The sequence below is a fragment of the Rhodococcus sp. AC861 genome (assembly GCF_979256035.1).
The window spans coordinates 498,420-516,977 of sequence record NZ_CEEDMW010000002.1; the positions used below are offsets into that span (position 1 = coordinate 498,420).

Consider the following 18,558-nt stretch of genomic DNA (forward strand, 5'->3'; position numbering starts at 1 on the left):
ACGGAGGCGCCGACCATGCGTAGTTCTACTCGGATACGCCGAGAAGTACGCAGTACGTCAGCCGAACATCTTCTTGATCGCTGTGCCGAACGGATGCTTCGCCGTCACGGAACCGAATCGCACGCGACCACGAACGGTGACGTGCAGGCCGCCGTCGACAGGACGGCTCTTGACCCGGTTGTTCGCGCTGCCGCCGACGGTGTCGACACCGTCGAGGTCGACGGACGCGCCTTCGGGCACGACGACGGTGATGGTGCTGCAGTAATCGTCGACGTCGATGGCGACGTGGCGGGAGGACAGCACCGCCGAGGTGAAGTCGAGCGTGACGGTGGCCATCTTGGATGCCACCCTGATCTCCGACGGTGCATTCCAGGTACCCGAGCGGGTCACCGTCGACATCGTCGCCCGGATGTCGACGGGCGGCGCCGACGGATGCTGCGGCGCGACGGGTGCGGCCGACGGGTGTTCGGCGTTCGACATCCCGGGCAGGTCGATCAGCACAGCGTTCAGCTCGCCCCGCGTCTTGGCGGCCAGGACGGTGTCCATCCGCTCGGTGAACTCCCCGAGGGACAGCATCCCCTGACCGACCGCACGCTGAAGCAATCCGCCGACGTGCTCGCGCTCGGCATCACTGACGCGGAGGTCCTTCGGATCCATGCTGTCAGTGTAGAGGCGGGTGCCCGGTCAGAGGCCTCGCTCGATGGCCCATCGCGTCAGTTCCACGCGGTTGGCGAGGTGCAGTTTCCGCAGCGTCGCCTGTACGTGATTCTCGACGGTCCGGTGACTCAGCGTCAGCTTGGCGCCGATCTGCTTCGCGCTCAACCCTTTCGCCACCATCCGCAGGATCTCGGTCTCCCGGTCGGTCAGCGCCGGAGGCGTCTCGTCCTCGGGCGGCGCCGACGCCATCCGTCGGTACTCCCCCAACACCAGTCCTGCGAGCCCCGGTGTGAACACGGCGTCACCTCGTGCCGTCGCCGTCACCGCAGCCACCAGATCCTCGATCGACGCACTCTTGACCAGGTATCCCGTCGCTCCCGCCTTGACCGCCTCGAGGACGTCGTCGCGTTCGGCGGACGCCGAGAGCACCAGTACCCGACTGGCCGGGGACACCGCGAGCACCGAGGCCGTCCCCACCGCGCCGTTGTCGTCTCCGAGGTCCATGTCCATCAGAACCACCTGTGGGACAGTCGCCTTCGCGCGAACGGTGGCGGCTTCGACGCCGTCCGCGGTGGCCACGACTTGGAACCCGCGAGCCTCCAGATCGCGTGCCACGGCGTCCCGCCACATCGGATGGTCGTCGACGACCATCACCGTCAGGTCCCGTTCGTCCCGGCCGGCCTCCGGCCTTCCCCGTTCACCCCGGCCGGCCTCCGGCCTCCCCGCAGCACCGTCAGTTCCCATTCCGTTCCCTCTCCGGGCGCACTGTCCACCCTCGCTCGTCCACCGAGTGCCTCCATCCGGCCGATGATGGAGCCGGACACACCCATTCGGCCTTCCGCGCGTGCGGCGTCGAGTCGACCGGGTTCGATTCCCGGCCCGGCGTCGCGCACGGTCACCACGACACTGTCACCCAGATCTTCCACCAGGACGAAGATGTCGACATCGGGTCCGCCGTGCCGGTGCGCGTTGTCCACGGCGGCCGACACCGCGGCGGTGACCTCCGACGCCACGGCCGCGGGCAGCAGCACGGCACCCGACGGAGCCGACACCGTCACCGCCGGACCCACGGACTGCCGTACGGCGACGCTGAGGTCGGACGTGCCGTCCGTCCTGGACTGCGTCGAACCGGACAGCAGCGCGCGCAGCGCGGACTCCTGCCGCCCGGCAAGCCTGGCCAGTTCGGCTGTCTCACCGCCGATCTCGGCGCCGCGTCGACTCACCATGGCCAGCACCTGCAGGACACCGTCGTGAACTTCTCGTGCCAGCCGCTCGCGTTCCGCGGTGGCGGCGGCCAATGCCACGGCCTCGTCGAGGCGGGTTCTCGCGACACGCGCCGTTCGCGCAGCGAGGCCCAGGGCGAGTCCGACGGACAGCAGGACGGGTCCGGTCGAATCCCTCCACAGATCCGCGTCGACGTTCCCCCGCACCACGGCGATCGCGACGGTCATGGTCACGGCGGACAGCAGACCGATCCGCGGGCCTCCGAGGATGGCGGCAGCGATGACGGCATTGGACACCCAGATCGTCGTCGGCAGCACCTGATGATCGGAGCGCCAGCGCGGACCGGCGACGAGGATCGTCGACACGACGAGCCCCAGAGTGACCACCTGGTCCGCCGCGACGAACACCCGTCGTTCGAACCACGGACTCACCGACGGCTCGAGCGTCGCCACGACCGCCACGCCGGACCAGACGACGGTGAGCAGCACGAGGAACCAGCTCAGCCGGAAGGAGTCGTACTCCTGCCCGACGACGACCTGGAATCCGACGGCGTAGACGACGGTGACCAGCCGGAATGCCGCTGCGGCGCGCCACAGCGGTCCGTCGGCGGCGTCACTTCCCGTCCGCGGGCCCGTCGACCTCACCGTGCCCGAGTTGCTTGTTCTCCGGATGCGGACTGTCCGGGGCCGCCGGGTACATACCGTCGGACGGATCGCCGACGGCGATCTCCTCGTAGGCCTCTTCCGGATCGTCGGCGAGCAGCGACCGGATCGCGGTGTTGGCCATCGCGACGAGGGGGACGGACAGGAGTCCGCCGATGATGCCGGCGAGCAGGATGCCGGTTGCGATGGCCAGCACCACGGCCAGCGGGTGGACCCGCACGGCACGTCCCAGGAGCAGGGGCTGCAGGACGTGGCCCTCGAGCTGCATCACGGCGACGACGATCGCGAGAGCGATGAGGGCGGTGATCAGCCCCTTCGTGACCAGGGCGACGATGACGGCCACGAAACCTGTCAGCACCGCGCCCACGATGGGGATGAAGGCTCCGATGAAGACCAGCGACGCCAGGGGAAGCGCCAGCGGCACTCCGAGAACGGCCAAGCCGGCACCGATACCGATGGCGTCGACCGCAGCGACGGCGACCGTCGCCCGCACGTATCCGACCAGGGAGCCGAACGCCTGACTGCCCGCCAGTCGTACCCGGCGGCGGGCCGGCGTCGGAAAGATCCGGCTGACGAACTCCCAGATCTGCTGCCCTCCGTAGAGGAAGAAGATGAGAGTGAACAGCAGCAGCAGCGCACCGGTGAGGATCTCGCCGATGACCGCGGCCGTGGTGAGCGCGCCGCTGGTGATGGCTTCCTGGTTCGACTGGATCGACGTGACGACGGAGTCGCCGGCGCTGCGGATCTGGTCCTCGCTGAAGTGCAGGGGACCTCGGGTCAGCCAGTCCTGGATCTGGGTGATGCTGTCGGTGAACTGGTCGGTGAGGGCGGGGAGACCGACGATGAACTGTTCGACGACGAACGTCAGGATGCCCACGACGAGGCCGAGGCTGCCCAGGATGGCGACGATGACCGCGAGTACACGGGGTACTCCGCGGCGCTGCATCCAGTCGACCAGCGGCGAGAGCAGGCCCGACGCCAGCAGAGCGAGCGCCACGGGGACCAGCACGCTGTCCAGACGCTCGACGATCTTGCCGACGGCGATCAGCCCGGCGAACAACACCAGCAGCCGCCACGTCCAGGCCGCGCCCACGCGAACGACGGGATGGACCGAGTCGGACGGGTCGCCTGTCACCGCGTGAGCCTAGCCGAGAGACGGTCCGGCCTCACCCGGTAAGTTCATCTCGTGCTGACGCTTCTTCGTGCGGTCTCGTTGACCCTGAGAAGTCGCTGGCCTCTGTATCTGGCGTCCATGTTGCTGGCCAATCTGCTCGGCGCGATCCTGGTGTTCGCCTTCGTCCGCTACGGACTTCCCATTCCGGAGAATCAGTCGATCGTCGTGGATCGGGTGCGCAACGGCGTGATCTTCGGGGCGTACCTCGTCTTCGCGGGCATCGTCAGCCTCGCCACGGCGGCCTTCATGTTGCGCAGCGTCGTGCGGTGGCAGTTGCGCGGTGGGCCTCCCAGCCGGTCCGAGCAGATGGCGGCGCTGCACGCGCCTCTGCGTCAGGCCATCGTCCACCTGGTCCTGTGGATCATCGGCGGCATCATCTTCATGCTGCTGACCGCAGCCGAGATGCCCTCCCTGGCGGTGGCCGTGGCCGTGACGGTCGCGATGTCGGCCGCCATCACGTTCGGATTCACGTACATGCTCGGCGAGCGCATCCTGCGGCCGGTCGCCGCGCAGGCGCTCAGCGAGGGACGCTTCGACCGGACGATGACTCCCGGCGTGGGCACCCGGATGGCGATGACCTGGGGACTCGGCACTCTGATCCCCGTCGTCGGCATCCTGCTGCTGTGTGCGACCCAGCTGACGACCGACCTGGTCTTCTCGCCCGACTCGCTGGCCATCGCGATCAGCCTGCTGTGTCTGCTGGCGATCGTCCAGGCGTTCTGCCTGTCGATGCTCACCGCCAGCCAGATCTCCGACCCGATCCGCCAGCTGCGCCGCGCCATCGAGAAGGTGCAGGAAGGTCACACCGAGGTCCAGGTCGAGGTGTTCGACGGCAGCGAGATCGGACGGCTGCAGGTCGGGTTCAACCGCATGATGGCCGACGCGTCGGAAAGGGCCGTGCTGCGCGAGCTCTTCGGCCAGCACGTCGGTGAGGACGTCGCGCGCCGCGCCCTGCAGTTCGGGACCGAACTGGGCGGCGAGACCCGGTTCGTGGCCGTCCTGTTCGTCGACATGGTCGGGTCCACGGCAGCCGCGTCCGAGCGTCCTCCCGGTGAGGTCGTGGAGCTGCTGAACGACTTCTTCCGCGTGGTCGTCGACATCGTCGACCGACACCACGGGTTCGTCAACAAGTTCGTCGGCGATGCGGCCCTCGCCATCTTCGGTGCGCCGCTCGATCGCCCGGACGCACCGACGGCTGCGCTGTCCGCTGCCCGTGAGCTGCGGAGAGAGCTGAGCACGATCGTCGGGCTGGACATCGGCATCGGCGTGTCGGCAGGACTCGCCGTCGCCGGCAACATCGGCGCCAAGGAACGCTTCGAGTACACCGTGATCGGCGATCCGGTGAACGAGGCGTCCCGGCTGACCGAGCTGGCGAAGTTCACGCCCAGCCGAGTCCTGGCGTCGACGTCCGCCCTCTACTTCGCGGACGAGGACGAGCAGTCGGTGTGGGAGCTGGGCGAGAAAGTGCAGCTTCGCGGACGTCGCCGGGCGACTCACCTGGCCTCGCCCGTCGACTACCCGCAGTAGTTCACCGCACGGTTCGTTACGCTCGCTCTCGTGGTAGATCCGGAGCAGGGCCGATCCGCAGGGTCGACCCGCGCCGGTGGCACGTGGCGATGGCTGCGCTGGGTCGGTGCGATCGCCCTCATCGGCCTGCTCGTCGGCGAGGGTGTCTACCTCTGGCCCCGGCTCCACGAATCGTGGCGGGCGCTCACCGAGATCCACTGGGGATTCGCCGCCGCATGCGTCGTCACGCAGGCAGTCTCGCTCTCGGCTTTCGCCCGCGTGCAGAAGCAACTCCTGCACGCCGGCGGGGTCCGCATCACGCAACGACGATCCTTGTCGGTCATCTATGGCAGTACCGCCATGGCTCTGACGCTTCCCGCCGGCCAGGTCTTCTCGACGGCGTTCACCTACCGCGAGACGCGCCGGTGGGGTGCGAGTCCGGTCGTTGCCTCGTGGCAGCTGGCCATCTCGGGCGTCATCGCCGCCCTGGGTCTGGCCGTCCTGGGTGTGACCGGCGCGTTCCTGGTCGGAGGCAGCGCCGACCCGATCGCCCTGGTCGTCCCCGTCGTCGGTGTCGTGGCGATCGTGCTGGCCGTCCGCTACATCCGCTCGCACCCGCAGGCAATCATCGCCGTCGGTCGATGTGGGCTCTTGAAGTACAACTCGCTGCGCAACAACGATCCGGATACCGGGATGGTGCGACTCGACGAGATCGTCGAGCAGGTCAGATCGGTGCGCCTCGGACCGCGGGACGCCTCGCTCGCACTCGGCTTCTCCGCCGTCCACCGGTTGGCCGACGTCGCGTGTCTCGGTTTCGCCTGTTACGCCATCGGTGCGGATCCCAAGATCTACGGGCTCCTGATCGCGTTCTCGGCGAGCAAGACCGTCGGCTCGATTCCCGGCGCTCCCGGTGGTCTGGTCATCGTCGACGCCACCTTGATCGCGACGCTGACCACCGCGGCGAGCATCAGTGCGTCGCAGGCAGTGGCGTCGGCGTTGGTCTACCGGCTGGTCAGCTTCATTCTCGTGGCGCTCGTCGGATGGATCGTCTTCCTGGTGATCTTCCGCAAGCACCAGCACGAGGATCTCCACTTCGACCTCGAGGTCGAGCAGCGCGAGATGACCGAGTTGCGCACGCAGCAGCGACCGACGCCGGGAGATACCTCGACCACTCGGGAATAGATGCGGACCGTGGTCCGGTTGTGTAGTGTGAGGCTTGAAACTTCAACCACACAGGAGCTCGACATGACTTCATCAGTGACCGTCCCCCAGCTGTCCGCCGGCACGTGGGCCATCGATCCCGCCCACTCGACCGTCGGATTCACCGTTCGCCACCTGATGGTGAGCAAGGTCCGTGGACGCTTCCAGGACTTCACCGGCACCGTCACCGTCGACGAGAACGGCGCCCCCTCCATCGACGCCGAGATCGACGTCACCTCGATCACGACCGACAACGCGCAGCGCGACGGCCACCTCAAGACGGCCGACTTCTTCGAGGTCGAGAAGTTCCCTACCGCGACCTTCCGTTCCACCTCCGTCCAGGCCAAGGGTGACGACTTCGTCCTCACCGGCGACTTCACGCTGCACGGCGTCACCAAGTCGATCGACCTGAACGTCGAGTTCAACGGAGTCAACGCCGGAATGGGCAACGGACCCGTCGCAGGCTTCGAAGCCACCACGACGATCAACCGCAAGGACTTCGGCATCAGCATCGACATGCCCCTCGAAGGCGGCGGCGCTGTCGTCGGCGACAAGATCGCCCTCCTCCTCGAGATCGAGGCCGGCCTGCAGGCCTGATCCACTCTCGACCACGAAGGACCCGCTCGGCCGTGCCGCCGAGCGGGTCTTTCGTACGCTGGGGGCATGACAGCTCCCGTGCGCACTCGTTCTCTCGCCGTCTCGGCGGTCCTCGACGTCGTTCTCGTCCTGGTCTTCAGTGCCATCGGTCGGAGCAGTCACGCCGAAGGCGTCACCGCCGGGGGCGTCGTCTCCACCGCGTGGCCGTTCCTCGTCGGTCTCGTCGTCGGATGGGCTGTCACCTATGCGCTCTACCGGGAGAAGTTCGTCGCCGACTCCCTCGTGCCGACGGGTGTGATCGCGTGGATCGGCACGGTCCTGGTCGGCATGCTCCTGCGTCAGCTGACCGACGAGGGCACTGCGTTCAGCTTCATCGTCGTCGCATCGGTGACGCTGGCGATCTTCCTTCTCGGGTGGCGCGCCATCGCACGGTTCGTCCGCACGCGTCGATGACGGCTCAGCCGAGCCACAACCATGCGGCCAGACCGAAACCGCACAGCGCCACTGCGATTCGCAGCGGATTCGGCGGAAGGCGGCGCACGACGCGAGGCCCCAGCGTCCCTCCGGCGATCGTTCCGATGCCCATCGCCAACGCCGCCAGCCAGTCCACCTGACCGGAGAACGCGAAGATCACCGCCGCCACCAGATTGGCCACTCCCAGCAGATAACTCTTGAGCAGCGTTGCGCGCCAGACGGGTTCCGCAGTACAGATCAGCGTCAGCGCCATGAAGATCACGCCCGCACCGGCTCCGAAGTATCCGCCGTAGATGGCCACGAGGAAGATGGCCGTCGGGTAGAGCACCGGGAACGTCCGACTACCGGCGAGCGCACGGATGCGCGGTTGCAGCAGCATCGCGACGGATGCCAGGACGACGAGGACCGGCACGACCGCTTCGAACGTCTCGCCCGGTGCGCGCAGCAGCACGACGGCGCCGAGGATACCTCCGAGCGCAGCCCACAATGTCAGCCACACGAGCGAACGACCGCTCTTCGCAAGCTCTTTGGTCGACGATGCGGTGGCACCGACTCCGGCGCCGACCAGTGCGACAGTGTTGGTGACGTTGGCGGCCACCGGCGCGAGACCCACCGCGAGGAGCGCCGGGTACGACACCAATGACGCCAGACCGGTGATGTAGCCGATCACTCCCGCACCGAAACCCGCTGCCGTGAGCAGCAGGAACACCGGAACAGTCACGAAAGTGACGGTAACAGAACGGGACTCACTCGGACGGCGTCGCCATCTCCCTCATGAGCCTGTTCGTCATACGAGCAGCCGCATCGGTGCCGTCGGCATCCTCGATGTAGACGGCGAACGCAAGGTCGCCGGAGGTACCGAGGAACCAACGGTCCTGACCGCTGTCCCCCGCCAGTCCCGCGACGGACGTGTCGCTGATGCCCTCGTCGTGTGCGTTGTCGCGCATGGCCTTCCGAAGAACCGCGAGCTCGGAGGACGCCACCGGGGATCCCGCCGCACTCACCGACGCGGGAACTCCGCTCACGATCGACGGCGCAGGAGCCGACCCGCGAGAGATCGACGCGGCCATCTCGGCCAGGCCGAACGGGGTGACCGTCATGCGGTCGGAGGACGTCGATCGGCTGACTCCGCGGAACTGGTCGACGGCGGACTGCCCGTCCGGAAGCGACGCAGTGACCAGGTCGAGGCCGGGGACGTCGAACGACGTTCCGAGCCCGAACTGACGTGCCGCGTCGGCGAAGTCGATCTTCTGGCGATCTGCCGACGCCGACACGGTGTCGACCAGCGTTCCTGCCGGATACAGCGTCGTGAAGGCCGGGGTACCCAGGTCGTTGGCGTAACTGTTCTGCGCTGTCGCCAGCACGGCACCGGTCGAGGGCTGCAGGACCACGATCGACGCCGGCGTTCCGACGCTGACGGCAGCCGTCTCGGCGGCCAACTGGATGGCGGGGTCGACGGTCGAGCGGATGTCCGGCGAGCCGGGGCCCTGGAATCCTGCCTGACGTGTGGTCTCTCCGTCGGCGTCGGCGACCTCCACGGCCCAGCCGGACGTCGCGTCGCGCGTGTCCTGCCAGACGTCGCGGAGCGAATCGAGCACCGGAGAGGTGAGTCGACGATCGGCGGCGATCAGCTTCGGCGTCGCGTAGAGGACGACACCGGGGATGGCCCGCAGGTCGTCCTCGAGTACCGCGTAATCGTCGGCACGGAGGTTGACGGCGTCGATGATCTGTCCGGGCTCGGCGGCGACATCCGCCTGCAAGGATTCGGACGTGATCAGCGGAGCGACGACGTCGATGACGTCGGCGAGTCGGCTGGTGGTGTCGGCGAGATCCGACGTCGCGGACGGATCCACCCGGACCGAAGCGACGTTCTGCTCGGTCATCATGATCGCGCCGGTCGTGTCGAGGATCCGCGGAGCGGGCGCATCGGTGCGGGTGTAGCGGACGGATCCGCCGGCGGCCAGATCGGGCGCCAGGATCGACGGATCCCAGGAGATACGCCACCCCACGCCGAGCTTGCGGGCGGATCCCTGCGTCGTGACGTGCCACTCGCGAGAGTCCTGGTCGCGGGGTTCGCCGAACTTCCAGGTCGAGTCGAGTGTGAAGAACCCGGACTCGTCGTCGAGTCCGATGTACTGCGACATGCGGCTGGTGGAGACACCCGGTCCCATCGCGTCGAACATGGCGCTGATCGTTTGGGCCGCGGCATTGGGGTAGGACGTCAGAGCGGCGGCCGCGGCCACGTCGCGCTGATCGAGAGCTGCTGTGAACCGGTCCACGAGAACGGCGGCCTCACTGCGAGGCTTGTTCACCACGAACGAGGCGACAGTCGCGAGCGACACGAACACTGCAAACAGCGCGACGACATACCTGGAACGCAGAACCATGCACCAATAATCACATGAGTCACACCAGTAACACAGCACGGGAAGCGCTCGGTGCGGTCACGATCCGGTCACCGACCGCTCGTCCTGTTGTGCCGTGCAGATCAGCGCAGGAAGGACCCCGCCGCTGTCAGCGCCGGCGCGGACGAGTCCCCACCCTCGACGAAGACGGCGAATGCCAGGTCACCGCGGATGCCGACGAACCAGCCATGGGCAGGTCCGCCCGCGACCTCGGCGGTGCCCGTCTTGCCCAGCAAGCCGTCGATGTCCTGGAGCTGCGTCGCCGTTCCCGCGGTCACCGTCTCGCGCATCATCGCCCGGAGCTGCTCGGTCACCTGCGCCGACGGCGCGGCAACTGTCCGGTCGGGAGTTCCCGGTCGTCCCGTGATCATGGTCGGCTCGGGCGTCGACCCGTTGGCGATGGACGCCGCGACGAGTGCCATCCCGAAGGGCGACGCGGTGACCGCGCCCTGCCCGATGGCGGACTCGACGCGTTCCGCCGGTGTCGTAGCGGCCGGAACGCTGCCGGTCACCGTCGTGAGACCCGGTGTCACGTAGTCGACTCCCAGACCGAACTGCGCTGCCGCCTTCTGCAGTGCGTCGCCGGGGAGGTCGACGGCGAGCTGACCCATCGTGGTGTTGCAGGACCGTGCGAATGCCGTCTGCAGCGGCACCTGGCCGAGGTCGAAGTTGTCGTCGTTGGGGATGGTCCGACCCTCGATGTTCGCCGACCCGGGGCACGGAAGCACCGACGTCGGCGTGACGTTGCCGGCCTGCAGCGCAGCGGACGTCGTCACGGTCTTGAAGGTCGAGCCGGGCGGATACAGGCCGGTCAGTGCGATGGGCCCCTGAGCGTCGGCGGCGGCGTTCTGCGCCACGGCGACGACATCCCCGGTGGAGGGCCGGATCGCGACGATCGCCGACGCATTCTGGGCCGTCGCCAGGGCGTTCTCCGCTTTGAGCTGGAGCAACGTGTCCAGAGTGACCTGGATGTCCTTGCCGACGGTCGCCTCGACACCGGTGAGCTGCTGGGCGACTGCGCCGTCGGGGCCGAGCAACTGGACGGCCCACCCGGCTGTGGCGTCCTGCTGTTCCTGCCACAGTTGCGCGACGTCGTTCAGGGCAGGTGAGGAGAGGGCGCGGTTCTCGGTGAGCAGCCGCGTCTGCGGCGCGAGCGTCACACCCGGAAGGGCTGCGAGTAGTGGCTCGATCGGCGCGAGGTCCTCCTGTCGCAGACTGACGGCGGTCACCGTCTGCCCGCCGGCGAGGTCCGCGCGCAACGATTCTGCCGTCACGGTCGGCGCGAACGGGGACACCAACGCTGCGACGGCAGTCGGGGCCGCGGTCTGATCCAGGTTCACCAACGTCACGACCTGCTGCGACATCAACGCTGCGCCCGACGTGTCGACGACGCGGGGAGTCGTGGTGGCCGTGACCGGGGTGTAGCGAACGGTCGTATTCGGCGTCAGACCCGGCACGACGACGCCGGGGTCCCATGTCACCTTCGAGCCTTGGTCGCCGTCGGCCACCGAGCCGGACGTCGTGTACGTCCAGACGCGCTCCGCGGTCGCGGGCGCAGCCGTCGTGGTGGCGGCGGCGGTAGTACTGGTGTCGGGCTGCGAACTGTCCGACTCCGGAGGCGCGAAGGACCACGACGCGGACATCGTGAACGTCTGCAGCTCGTCGTCTGCCTGACTGACGGTGAAGCGCGGGGTAGCCGTGACCGCGCCCGAGCCGCCGAGCCCGTCGTAGACCTGCGTCAGTGCCGCGGTGGCCGCGGCGGGATCGGACGTCAGCTCGGCCGCCGCTCCGATATTTCCGGTGCTCAGCGCCTCGGCGAAGCGATCGGCCGTCAGACGGGACTCGGGCGGTTCGTCGCTGCTGCAACCGGTGGCCGCCAGGGCGAGAGCGGCGATCACGGCAACGAGTCGAGGGACTGGGCGGGAGATCAGCGTGGACACGCACTGATAGTGCCCCACGGCTCCGACGGTCACACGGACGAACCGATTCCTTGACGATGTTCCACAACTGTGTAATCTTGTAATCACTGGCGTTGTAATCATGTAATCGCGCCACTGACGAAAGAAGATCATCATGCACACCCACGAGAACTTTCCGTTCGGAGAACACCCCTTCGCCCCCGGAGAATCCCCCCGTCGCGGCGGCCCGCACGGCCGCGGACGCGGAAGCAAGCGCGGCGAGCGCGCGGAACGAGTCGGTCGCCCCGGCGGCTGGCAGCAGAAGGACGTCCCGGATGCAGGCGACGCGGAACAGTGGTTCCTCGGCCGCCTTCCCGACGACTGGTTCGACGGCGTCGCCACGGTCGAGATCGATCGCGAGGAGATCGTCGTCATCGGCGAGCTGAACGCGCCGGAGTCGGAGGCGGGCGTCGAGGGCCGTATCGCTCGCTTCCGCGAGACCACCCGCGAGGACCGCATGCGCATCGCTGCCGAGGCCGAGGCCCGCTACGGCCGCAAGGTCGCCTGGGGCGTGACCATCGACGGTGACACCACCCTCTTCACCCACCTCGCAGTGCCGGTCATGACGCGCCTGCGTCAGCCCGAACGCAAGGTGCTCGACACGCTCGTCGACGCCGGCGTCGCCCGCTCGCGTGCCGACGCTCTCGCATGGGCAGTGCGGCTCACCGGTGAGCACATCGACCCGTGGCTGGCAGAACTCCGCGACGCGATGGCCAAGGTCGACGACCTTCGCGCGAAGGGACCGACCGTCGAGGGATCCGAGAACGACTGAGTGACAATCGGTTCGAATATCCGTTGACCCCGCGGGCCGATCGTCCTACAGTGGATGAGCCCCATCCCCGGACGAACGGACATGAACGTTGCTCATCTCGGCGTAGTGCGGATCCCACCTCGAACACTCGCGGTGGCACGACACTCCCTTCCGAGGTGCATCATGTCAGTCTCACCCTCCGTCGTCATCACGGATCTCACCTTCACCTGGCCTGACGGCCGCCCCGTCTTCGACGGCCTGGACGCATCCTTCACTCCCGGCCGAACCGGCCTGGTGGGCACGAACGGCGCCGGCAAATCGACTCTCCTGCAGTTGATCACCGGCCGATTGGCTCCGTCCCGCGGATCGGTCCGCGTCACGGGCACCACCGGCTACGTCCCGCAGCAGGCAGCCACGACGGGCAGCGAGACGGTCGCTGCTCGGCTGGGCATCGACACCGTGCGAGCCGCCCTCGCACGGGTCGAGAACGGCAGTACCGATCCCGACGACTTCACGGTCATCGGCGTGGACTGGGACATCGAGGAACGCACACTCGCGCTTCTCGACGCGGCCGGCCTCGGCGATTCGATCGGGTCCGCGGGCGATCTCGACCGACCCCTCGACACGCTGTCCGGGGGCGAGTCGACTCTGTTGGCGCTGGTGGGTCAGTTGATCCGGCGGCCGTCGGTGCTGCTTCTCGACGAACCCACCAACAATCTCGACGGTCGCGCTCGGGCCGCACTCGCACGCACCCTGGACGCGTTCACCGGGACAGTCATCGTGGCATCACACGATCCCGATCTCCTCGACCGGATGGACGAGATCGCCGAAATCCGTTCCGTGCGTGAGTCACCAGGCCGCATCCGCAGCTTCGGCGGCAACTGGACTCATTACCGCGCGGTCCTCGACGCCGAGCAGGATGCGGCCCGGGCGAGCGTTCGTACCGCAGAGCAGGACGTGCGCAAACAGCAGCGCGACCTTGTCGAGGCGCGGACGACCGTCGCACGACGACGACGGATGGGAGACAAGGCTTCGCGGGAGAAACGCGTTCCGAAGATCGTCGCCAACAACCTGAAGAGCTCTGCGCAGGTGTCGGCCGGAAAGTACCGCCTCGGCCACGAGCAGCGCGTCGACGAGGCGAAGGCTCGCGCCGAGGAGGCGAACGAGCGGGTTCGGGACGACACCGAGATAGTCGTCGACCTTCCCGACACCGCCGTGCACTCGACACGACTGGTGGCCGAAACCGGTGACACGGCATTGGATCTGGACGGACGCTACCCCGGCCGTTCGGTGAATCTGACCATCGTCGGCCCGGAGCGGATCGCGCTGATGGGCGACAACGGCATCGGGAAGACGACGTTGCTGCGGGCGTTGACCTCGTCGGTTCCGTCCGCCTACCTCCCGCAGTCGCTCGACGTGTTCGACGACACGGAATCGGTGGTCGAGAACGTCCGGCGGGTCGCGCCGGACACTCCGATCACGGATATCCGAATCCAGCTGGCTCGCTTCCTGTTCCGCGGTCGACGAGCCGACGCAGTGGTGAGCACCCTCTCCGGCGGTGAACGGGTGCGGGCCGCGCTGGCGATGCTGCTCCTGTCCGATCCCGCGCCGCAACTGCTGATCCTCGACGAGCCGACGAACAATCTCGATGTCGCGTCGAAGGAACACCTGAGTTCGGCTCTGCTGTCGTATCGGGGGGCGTTGGTGGTGGTCAGCCACGACGAGTCGTTCCTCGACCGGGTGGGCATCACGCGTCGGGTGGAGTTGACTGCCGACGGCGCGCGGTCCTGGAACACCTGAGATCATCGCTACCGTGGACTTCGCAACGAACCCGGTGGACGGCACCCGCATCGCCTACTCGGTGACGGGTGCCCCCACCGGCCCGCCGGTGATGTTGGTGCACGGCAGCCTGTTGTCGCACCAGATCTGGCGCACGTTCGGCTATGTGCGCGCACTGCGCGACCGGTACCGCCTGATCCTCGTGGACCAGCGTGGACACGGACGAAGCGACGCTCCCCGAACCGTCGACAGCTATTCGATGGACCGCATCAGCGAGGATCTCGTCGCTGTCCTCGATGCGGTCGACGTCGACGCGGTGCATTACGTCGGCTACTCGTTCGGCGGGCGGTCCGGTTTGAACCTGGTCACCCGCACTCCCGAGCGGGTCGCCTCCTTGGTGGTCGGCGGCGCTGGATCGGGGCCGCAGCGAGGAGCACTCGACAGTCTGTTCTTCGACGGCAGCGCCGACGTCCTCGCCCAGCGGGGGATGGACGGTTTCGTCGACGAGTGGGCGAACCGCCGCGGCTTCCCGGTGGACTCCGGCACCCGAGCCGCGTTCCTGCGCAACGACTCCGAGGCACTGGCCGCGTACTTCCGGGCATCGGACGACGACCCCGGCATCGCCGACGACGCCGTCCACGCCATCACGGCGCCGACACTGTTCTACGTCGGCTCCCGCGACATCCAGCGTATCGACGACACCCGTCGCACCGCATCGCTGATCGCCGGCTCCGAGTACGAAGAGCTCCGCGGGTACGACCACGCGACGGCCGTCGCCGCCCCGGAGGCCGTCGAGCTGGTGTCCGGGTGGCTGGGCACGGTCACGTCGTCGGAGCGGTGAGCGGATCGGGCGCTCGCCGTGTACGTCCGGTGTCGGACACGACGGCGAAACCCTCCCGTGCCCAGTACTCGAACCCCCCGATCAGCTCACGCACGCGGGAGTAACCGAGGCGACTGAGCGTCAGCGCCGCTCGGGTGCTGCCGTTGCATCCCGGTCCCCAGCAGTAGACGACGATGTCGGCGTCGCGATCCGGCTCCACCTCGGCGATGCGCGTGCCAAGATCGGCCCCGACGATGTGCACCGCTCCGGAAATGCGTCCCGCACTCCAGGACGCGTCCGAGCGAACGTCGATGACCAGCGGCCCGGCACCGCGGGATCGATCGGCAGCGAGATCGGCAGGATCGGTCTCGAACCTCAGTTTCGCGGCGAAGAAGTCGGCGGCGGCGGACGGTGTCTGTTCCATGACCTCAGCCAATCCTGTTCGGGCGACTGGGAGAAGTGGTGATCACCGGCTGATCGAACGATTCGGCGTCGATCGGCCGGTACCGTTCTCGTTGTGCCGCGCAATCCACACCCAGACGTCGACGAGATCGACAGGAGACTCCTGGACGAGCTGCAGAACGACGGGCGCGCCAGCGTCGCACATCTGGCCCGAGTGGTGAATTTGTCGTCGAGTGCGACGGCGGACCGTGTCCGCCGTCTGACCGACATCGGCGTGATCACCGGCTACTCCGTCACTGTCGACACCGAGGCGCTCGGCTACACCGTCACCGCATTCGTCCGCCTGGCGTACCCGTCGGGCAACTACGGTCCGTTCGACGCGCTGGTGGCATCCACTCCGGAAATCATCGAGGCGCATCACGTCACGGGTGACGACTGCTTCATCATCAAAGTCCTCGCCCGCTCGATGCGGGATCTCGAACGCGTCACCGGCCGGCTCGCCACCCTCGGCTCCATCACCACCAACGTCGTGTACTCGAGCCCCCTTCCGAGTCGTCGCATCACTCCTGCGTGACGGCCTGTTCTCGTTCGCCCGTCGACAAGGACTGCACCAGCAGATCGAGCCGGAGGCGAACATCCGCCGTTACGCGAGTTCCCCGGTCGGCCGCACTGCACGCATCGGTAAGCTACAGACATGGACGCTTCGGGGTAATTGAAGTATCCCGAAGCGTCCATGTCGTTCTCAGGTGACGGGCAGGAGCCCGACGAGAGTGACCACCAAGGCAGTGGCGATGGCCATCGAGGTGGTGTTTCCGATGAACGGATGGAAGTCTCGCGGCAACCGTGCCGATATCGGACGGGCGATGATCGGGCAGATCAATGCCCCGGCGATGGATCCCACGATGATCGAGACTGCGCTGCCGCCGAATGCGAGGACAGTTGCGGGAGCGACGGACACCACCGAGATGTAGGTGGGTGCCCAGCCGCCGCCACGATAGAGCCGCCGCCACACGACGACACCGATCGCCGACGTCAATGCCTGAGCGAACAGAATGTGCGGTAGCAGTGCAGTTCCGTACGACGGGAACAGCGGATTGGCCAGGAATGCGATCACCACTCCGATGATCACTCCGATGCTCGCCAGTTCGTTGGCGTAGAACTGCGTCTCGGTGAAGTCGGCGATGATGCGCCGCACCGTCCAGATGGCGTCCTTCCTGGTGCTGGTGGCTCCTGTGATCGTCATGGGTGGGGCTTGGCCAGGTTCCGGGCCCGGTGGTTGTGCGGCGGGGCTGGGAAGTGTCATCCATGGCATGTATCTGCAGGCGGCGAATGTGACAGCGGTGCCGACTGTCATGGCGGTGGTATTGGCCACGACTGTGGGCAGTTCGAGTGGGCCGGTGACGTAGGCGATGAGGATAGTGGCGACGGGGGTGGTGGTGAGTGCTCCCATGACGGCGCCGGTGAGCAGAACGGCCCATCCCGATCCGTAGACCAGTACCAGCGACGTCGCGACACACACGAACGGTATGAAGGTGGGCTGCCAACCTTCGTTCAACCTCCAACCGAATGCGAGGTTGGACAACGCGAGGCTCAGAGTGGACGAGCCGAGTATCCATGGCCACAGGCCACTTCCGTAGGAGATGGGCAGGCCCGACCATCTCTTGTTTCGTGTTCCGGCCCACCAGGCGAGGGCGGCGCCGAGCAGCAGGCCGATCGATGCCGGCCACGACTTGTAGAACTGTGGTTCGGTGACGTCGCCGAGGGCCCACTGCGCGCGAGCAAGGACGTCGTTCGATGCGGCCGCACCGAGCCATTCGGTGTAGCTGGGTCCGACCCCGGACAGGTGACCGGACAGTGCTACCAGTCCGCTCGACAGGAGTCCGAAGACACCCACTACGACGGCGGCGCCGAGCAACAGGCCGGGGAGCCGTAGTTCACCGGAGGTCTTGTCGAAGGATCCGTTCGAGGCTGGACGTGAACGCTCGACGGTGTCGGCGGATGCGGTGGGCGGACGTTCCGGTGTGGTCATGGGCGCACCCGGCAGACGCTGTCGTCGCGGCTCACCGAGCGAGCCGTCGACCGGAGGTGTATCCCAGCAGGGGGTCGTAGAGATCGGTTCGTCTATCGCGTGCGAGATCGTTCAGGTCGTTCCAGATGAGCGCGGACCGGGACGCCACGATGTCGATGTCGGCATACAGAACTGCGGGTGCTTCGGCATCTGCGATCTCGCCGATTGGCCAGCCGTTCGTTCCGGTGATCAACGAGCATCCCAGGAATTTCCCGCCGCGCTCCTCGCCGACTCGATCTGCGGCAACGATAGGAATGTTGTTGACGTGCGATGCCGACATAGTCAGATAGGACGCCATGCAGTTCCCGGCGTCGTCGAAGAGCGGCGGTGGCGTCCATACCCAGTTGTTGACCGAACAGATGATGTCGGCGCCCTGGGCGGCGAGTATTCGGGCGACCTCGGGGAACCAGATGTCCCAGCAGATGAGGAGCCCGATACGGCCGATCTTGGTGTCGAATACGGGATAGTCGTCACCGGTCGTGAAAATGAGCTTCTCTCGGTTCCAGAGATGAGTCTTCCGGTAGCGGCCGATGTATCCGTCCGGTCCGATGAGCACCGCGGTGTCGTACAGGTGCACTCCCTCGACCTCGGCGATCCCGGCGACGACATACGCGTCGTTACGCCGCGCCGCGTCGATCCAGGCACGACATGTCGGGCCGTCGGGCACTGCCTCGGCGTGGGCATAAGCCTCGTCTCTGGTGTCGAAGCTGTATCCCGTGTTGGCCAGTTCCGGCAGCACGATCAAGCGTGCGCCGGCCCTGGCCGCCTCGTCGATGTGCTCGATGGTGGTGGCGAGATTCTTCTCCTTGTTCTCCAGGCCGACCTGCATGTCGAATTGCACGGCTGCGACCTTGAGTTCGCTCACTGCGGGATTTGTCGGT

Annotated in this window: 18 protein-coding genes; 8 read left to right on the forward strand and 10 right to left on the reverse strand. The window is 67.2% G+C overall.

Going from position 1 to position 18,558, the window contains the following annotated elements:
• Window positions 1-57 precede the first annotated feature (57 nt).
• Genes AC0IX4_RS07765 through AC0IX4_RS07780 form a run of 4 tightly spaced genes read right to left on the reverse strand, consistent with a single transcriptional unit; the run spans window position 58 to window position 3,678 of the window.
• Window positions 58-657: a DUF1707 SHOCT-like domain-containing protein gene (locus tag AC0IX4_RS07765; protein WP_042576178.1), complete on the reverse strand. Its 600-nt coding sequence runs from the start codon at window positions 655-657 to the stop codon at window positions 58-60.
• A 27-nt stretch (window positions 658-684) separates the two neighbouring features.
• Window positions 685-1,308 (reverse strand): response regulator, encoded by a 624-nt coding sequence (locus AC0IX4_RS07770; RefSeq protein ID WP_471828811.1) that lies wholly within the window; start codon window positions 1,306-1,308, stop codon window positions 685-687.
• Window positions 1,309-1,313: 5 nt separating this feature from the next.
• Complete coding sequence (gene macS, locus AC0IX4_RS07775; protein ID WP_471828605.1) at window positions 1,314-2,525, reverse strand: MacS family sensor histidine kinase; 1,212 nt, start codon at window positions 2,523-2,525, stop codon at window positions 1,314-1,316.
• Window positions 2,494-3,678: an AI-2E family transporter gene (locus AC0IX4_RS07780; protein ID WP_471828606.1), complete on the reverse strand. Its 1,185-nt coding sequence runs from the start codon at window positions 3,676-3,678 to the stop codon at window positions 2,494-2,496. Before AC0IX4_RS07780 ends, macS begins: the two co-directional genes overlap by 32 nt.
• Before the next feature lie 108 nt (window positions 3,679-3,786).
• Between AC0IX4_RS07780 and AC0IX4_RS07785 the strand changes: the two genes are divergently transcribed.
• The 4 genes from AC0IX4_RS07785 (at window position 3,787) to AC0IX4_RS07800 (ending at window position 7,473) form a co-directional block, all read left to right on the forward strand.
• Complete coding sequence (locus tag AC0IX4_RS07785) at window positions 3,787-5,244, forward strand: adenylate/guanylate cyclase domain-containing protein (protein WP_471828812.1); 1,458 nt, start codon at window positions 3,787-3,789, stop codon at window positions 5,242-5,244.
• A gap of 30 nt (window positions 5,245-5,274) precedes the next feature.
• Window positions 5,275-6,405: a lysylphosphatidylglycerol synthase transmembrane domain-containing protein gene (locus tag AC0IX4_RS07790; protein ID WP_471828607.1), complete on the forward strand. Its 1,131-nt coding sequence runs from the start codon at window positions 5,275-5,277 to the stop codon at window positions 6,403-6,405.
• Between the two features lie 63 nt (window positions 6,406-6,468).
• Window positions 6,469-7,020, forward strand: coding sequence for a YceI family protein (locus AC0IX4_RS07795; protein WP_056074038.1), 552 nt, complete (start codon window positions 6,469-6,471; stop codon window positions 7,018-7,020).
• A 66-nt stretch (window positions 7,021-7,086) separates the two neighbouring features.
• Window positions 7,087-7,473 carry a DUF3054 domain-containing protein gene (locus AC0IX4_RS07800; RefSeq protein WP_471828608.1) on the forward strand — a complete coding sequence of 129 codons (387 nt, stop codon included), beginning with the start codon at window positions 7,087-7,089 and terminating at the stop codon, window positions 7,471-7,473.
• A 4-nt stretch (window positions 7,474-7,477) separates the two neighbouring features.
• Here the strand turns inward: AC0IX4_RS07800 and AC0IX4_RS07805 are convergent, their stop codons facing one another.
• The 3 genes from AC0IX4_RS07805 to AC0IX4_RS07815 form a co-directional block, all read right to left on the reverse strand.
• The gene (locus AC0IX4_RS07805; RefSeq protein ID WP_471828610.1) at window positions 7,478-8,215 is read right to left on the reverse strand and encodes a sulfite exporter TauE/SafE family protein; all 738 of its coding nucleotides are present in this window, start codon (window positions 8,213-8,215) and stop codon (window positions 7,478-7,480) included.
• Between the two features lie 25 nt (window positions 8,216-8,240).
• On the reverse strand, window positions 8,241-9,881 hold the full coding sequence (locus AC0IX4_RS07810; protein WP_471828611.1) for a penicillin-binding protein 2: 1,641 nt from the start codon (window positions 9,879-9,881) through the stop codon (window positions 8,241-8,243).
• A gap of 101 nt (window positions 9,882-9,982) precedes the next feature.
• Window positions 9,983-11,839, reverse strand: a complete 1,857-nt coding sequence (locus AC0IX4_RS07815) for a penicillin-binding transpeptidase domain-containing protein (RefSeq protein WP_471828612.1) — start codon at window positions 11,837-11,839, stop codon at window positions 9,983-9,985.
• A 133-nt stretch (window positions 11,840-11,972) separates the two neighbouring features.
• Here AC0IX4_RS07815 and AC0IX4_RS07820 point away from each other — a divergent pair, with 133 nt between their 5' ends.
• The 3 genes from AC0IX4_RS07820 to AC0IX4_RS07830 all read left to right on the forward strand — a co-directional run bounded on the left by AC0IX4_RS07820 (window position 11,973) and on the right by AC0IX4_RS07830 (window position 15,228).
• Window positions 11,973-12,629: a hypothetical protein gene (locus AC0IX4_RS07820; protein WP_231568780.1), complete on the forward strand. Its 657-nt coding sequence runs from the start codon at window positions 11,973-11,975 to the stop codon at window positions 12,627-12,629.
• 162 nt (window positions 12,630-12,791) lie between these two features.
• Window positions 12,792-14,408, forward strand: a complete 1,617-nt coding sequence (locus tag AC0IX4_RS07825; RefSeq protein WP_471828613.1) for an ABC-F family ATP-binding cassette domain-containing protein — start codon at window positions 12,792-12,794, stop codon at window positions 14,406-14,408.
• 13 nt (window positions 14,409-14,421) lie between these two features.
• On the forward strand, window positions 14,422-15,228 hold the full coding sequence (locus tag AC0IX4_RS07830) for an alpha/beta fold hydrolase (protein ID WP_471828614.1): 807 nt from the start codon (window positions 14,422-14,424) through the stop codon (window positions 15,226-15,228).
• Here the strand turns inward: AC0IX4_RS07830 and AC0IX4_RS07835 are convergent.
• Window positions 15,209-15,631 (reverse strand): rhodanese-like domain-containing protein, encoded by a 423-nt coding sequence (locus AC0IX4_RS07835; protein ID WP_471828615.1) that lies wholly within the window; start codon window positions 15,629-15,631, stop codon window positions 15,209-15,211. The two genes, AC0IX4_RS07830 and AC0IX4_RS07835, sit on opposite strands and share 20 nt — an antisense overlap.
• Before the next feature lie 93 nt (window positions 15,632-15,724).
• Here AC0IX4_RS07835 and AC0IX4_RS07840 point away from each other — a divergent pair, with 93 nt between their 5' ends.
• Window positions 15,725-16,183, forward strand: a complete 459-nt coding sequence (locus AC0IX4_RS07840) for an Lrp/AsnC family transcriptional regulator (protein ID WP_042576190.1) — start codon at window positions 15,725-15,727, stop codon at window positions 16,181-16,183.
• Window positions 16,184-16,351: 168 nt separating this feature from the next.
• Here AC0IX4_RS07840 and AC0IX4_RS07845 read toward each other — a convergent pair whose 3' ends face one another.
• Together AC0IX4_RS07845 and AC0IX4_RS07850 are read right to left on the reverse strand one after the other, a co-directional pair.
• Complete coding sequence (locus AC0IX4_RS07845) at window positions 16,352-17,638, reverse strand: hypothetical protein (RefSeq protein ID WP_471828616.1); 1,287 nt, start codon at window positions 17,636-17,638, stop codon at window positions 16,352-16,354.
• Between the two features lie 31 nt (window positions 17,639-17,669).
• Window positions 17,670-18,542: a nitrilase family protein gene (locus AC0IX4_RS07850; protein ID WP_471828617.1), complete on the reverse strand. Its 873-nt coding sequence runs from the start codon at window positions 18,540-18,542 to the stop codon at window positions 17,670-17,672.
• Window positions 18,543-18,558 lie beyond the last annotated feature (16 nt).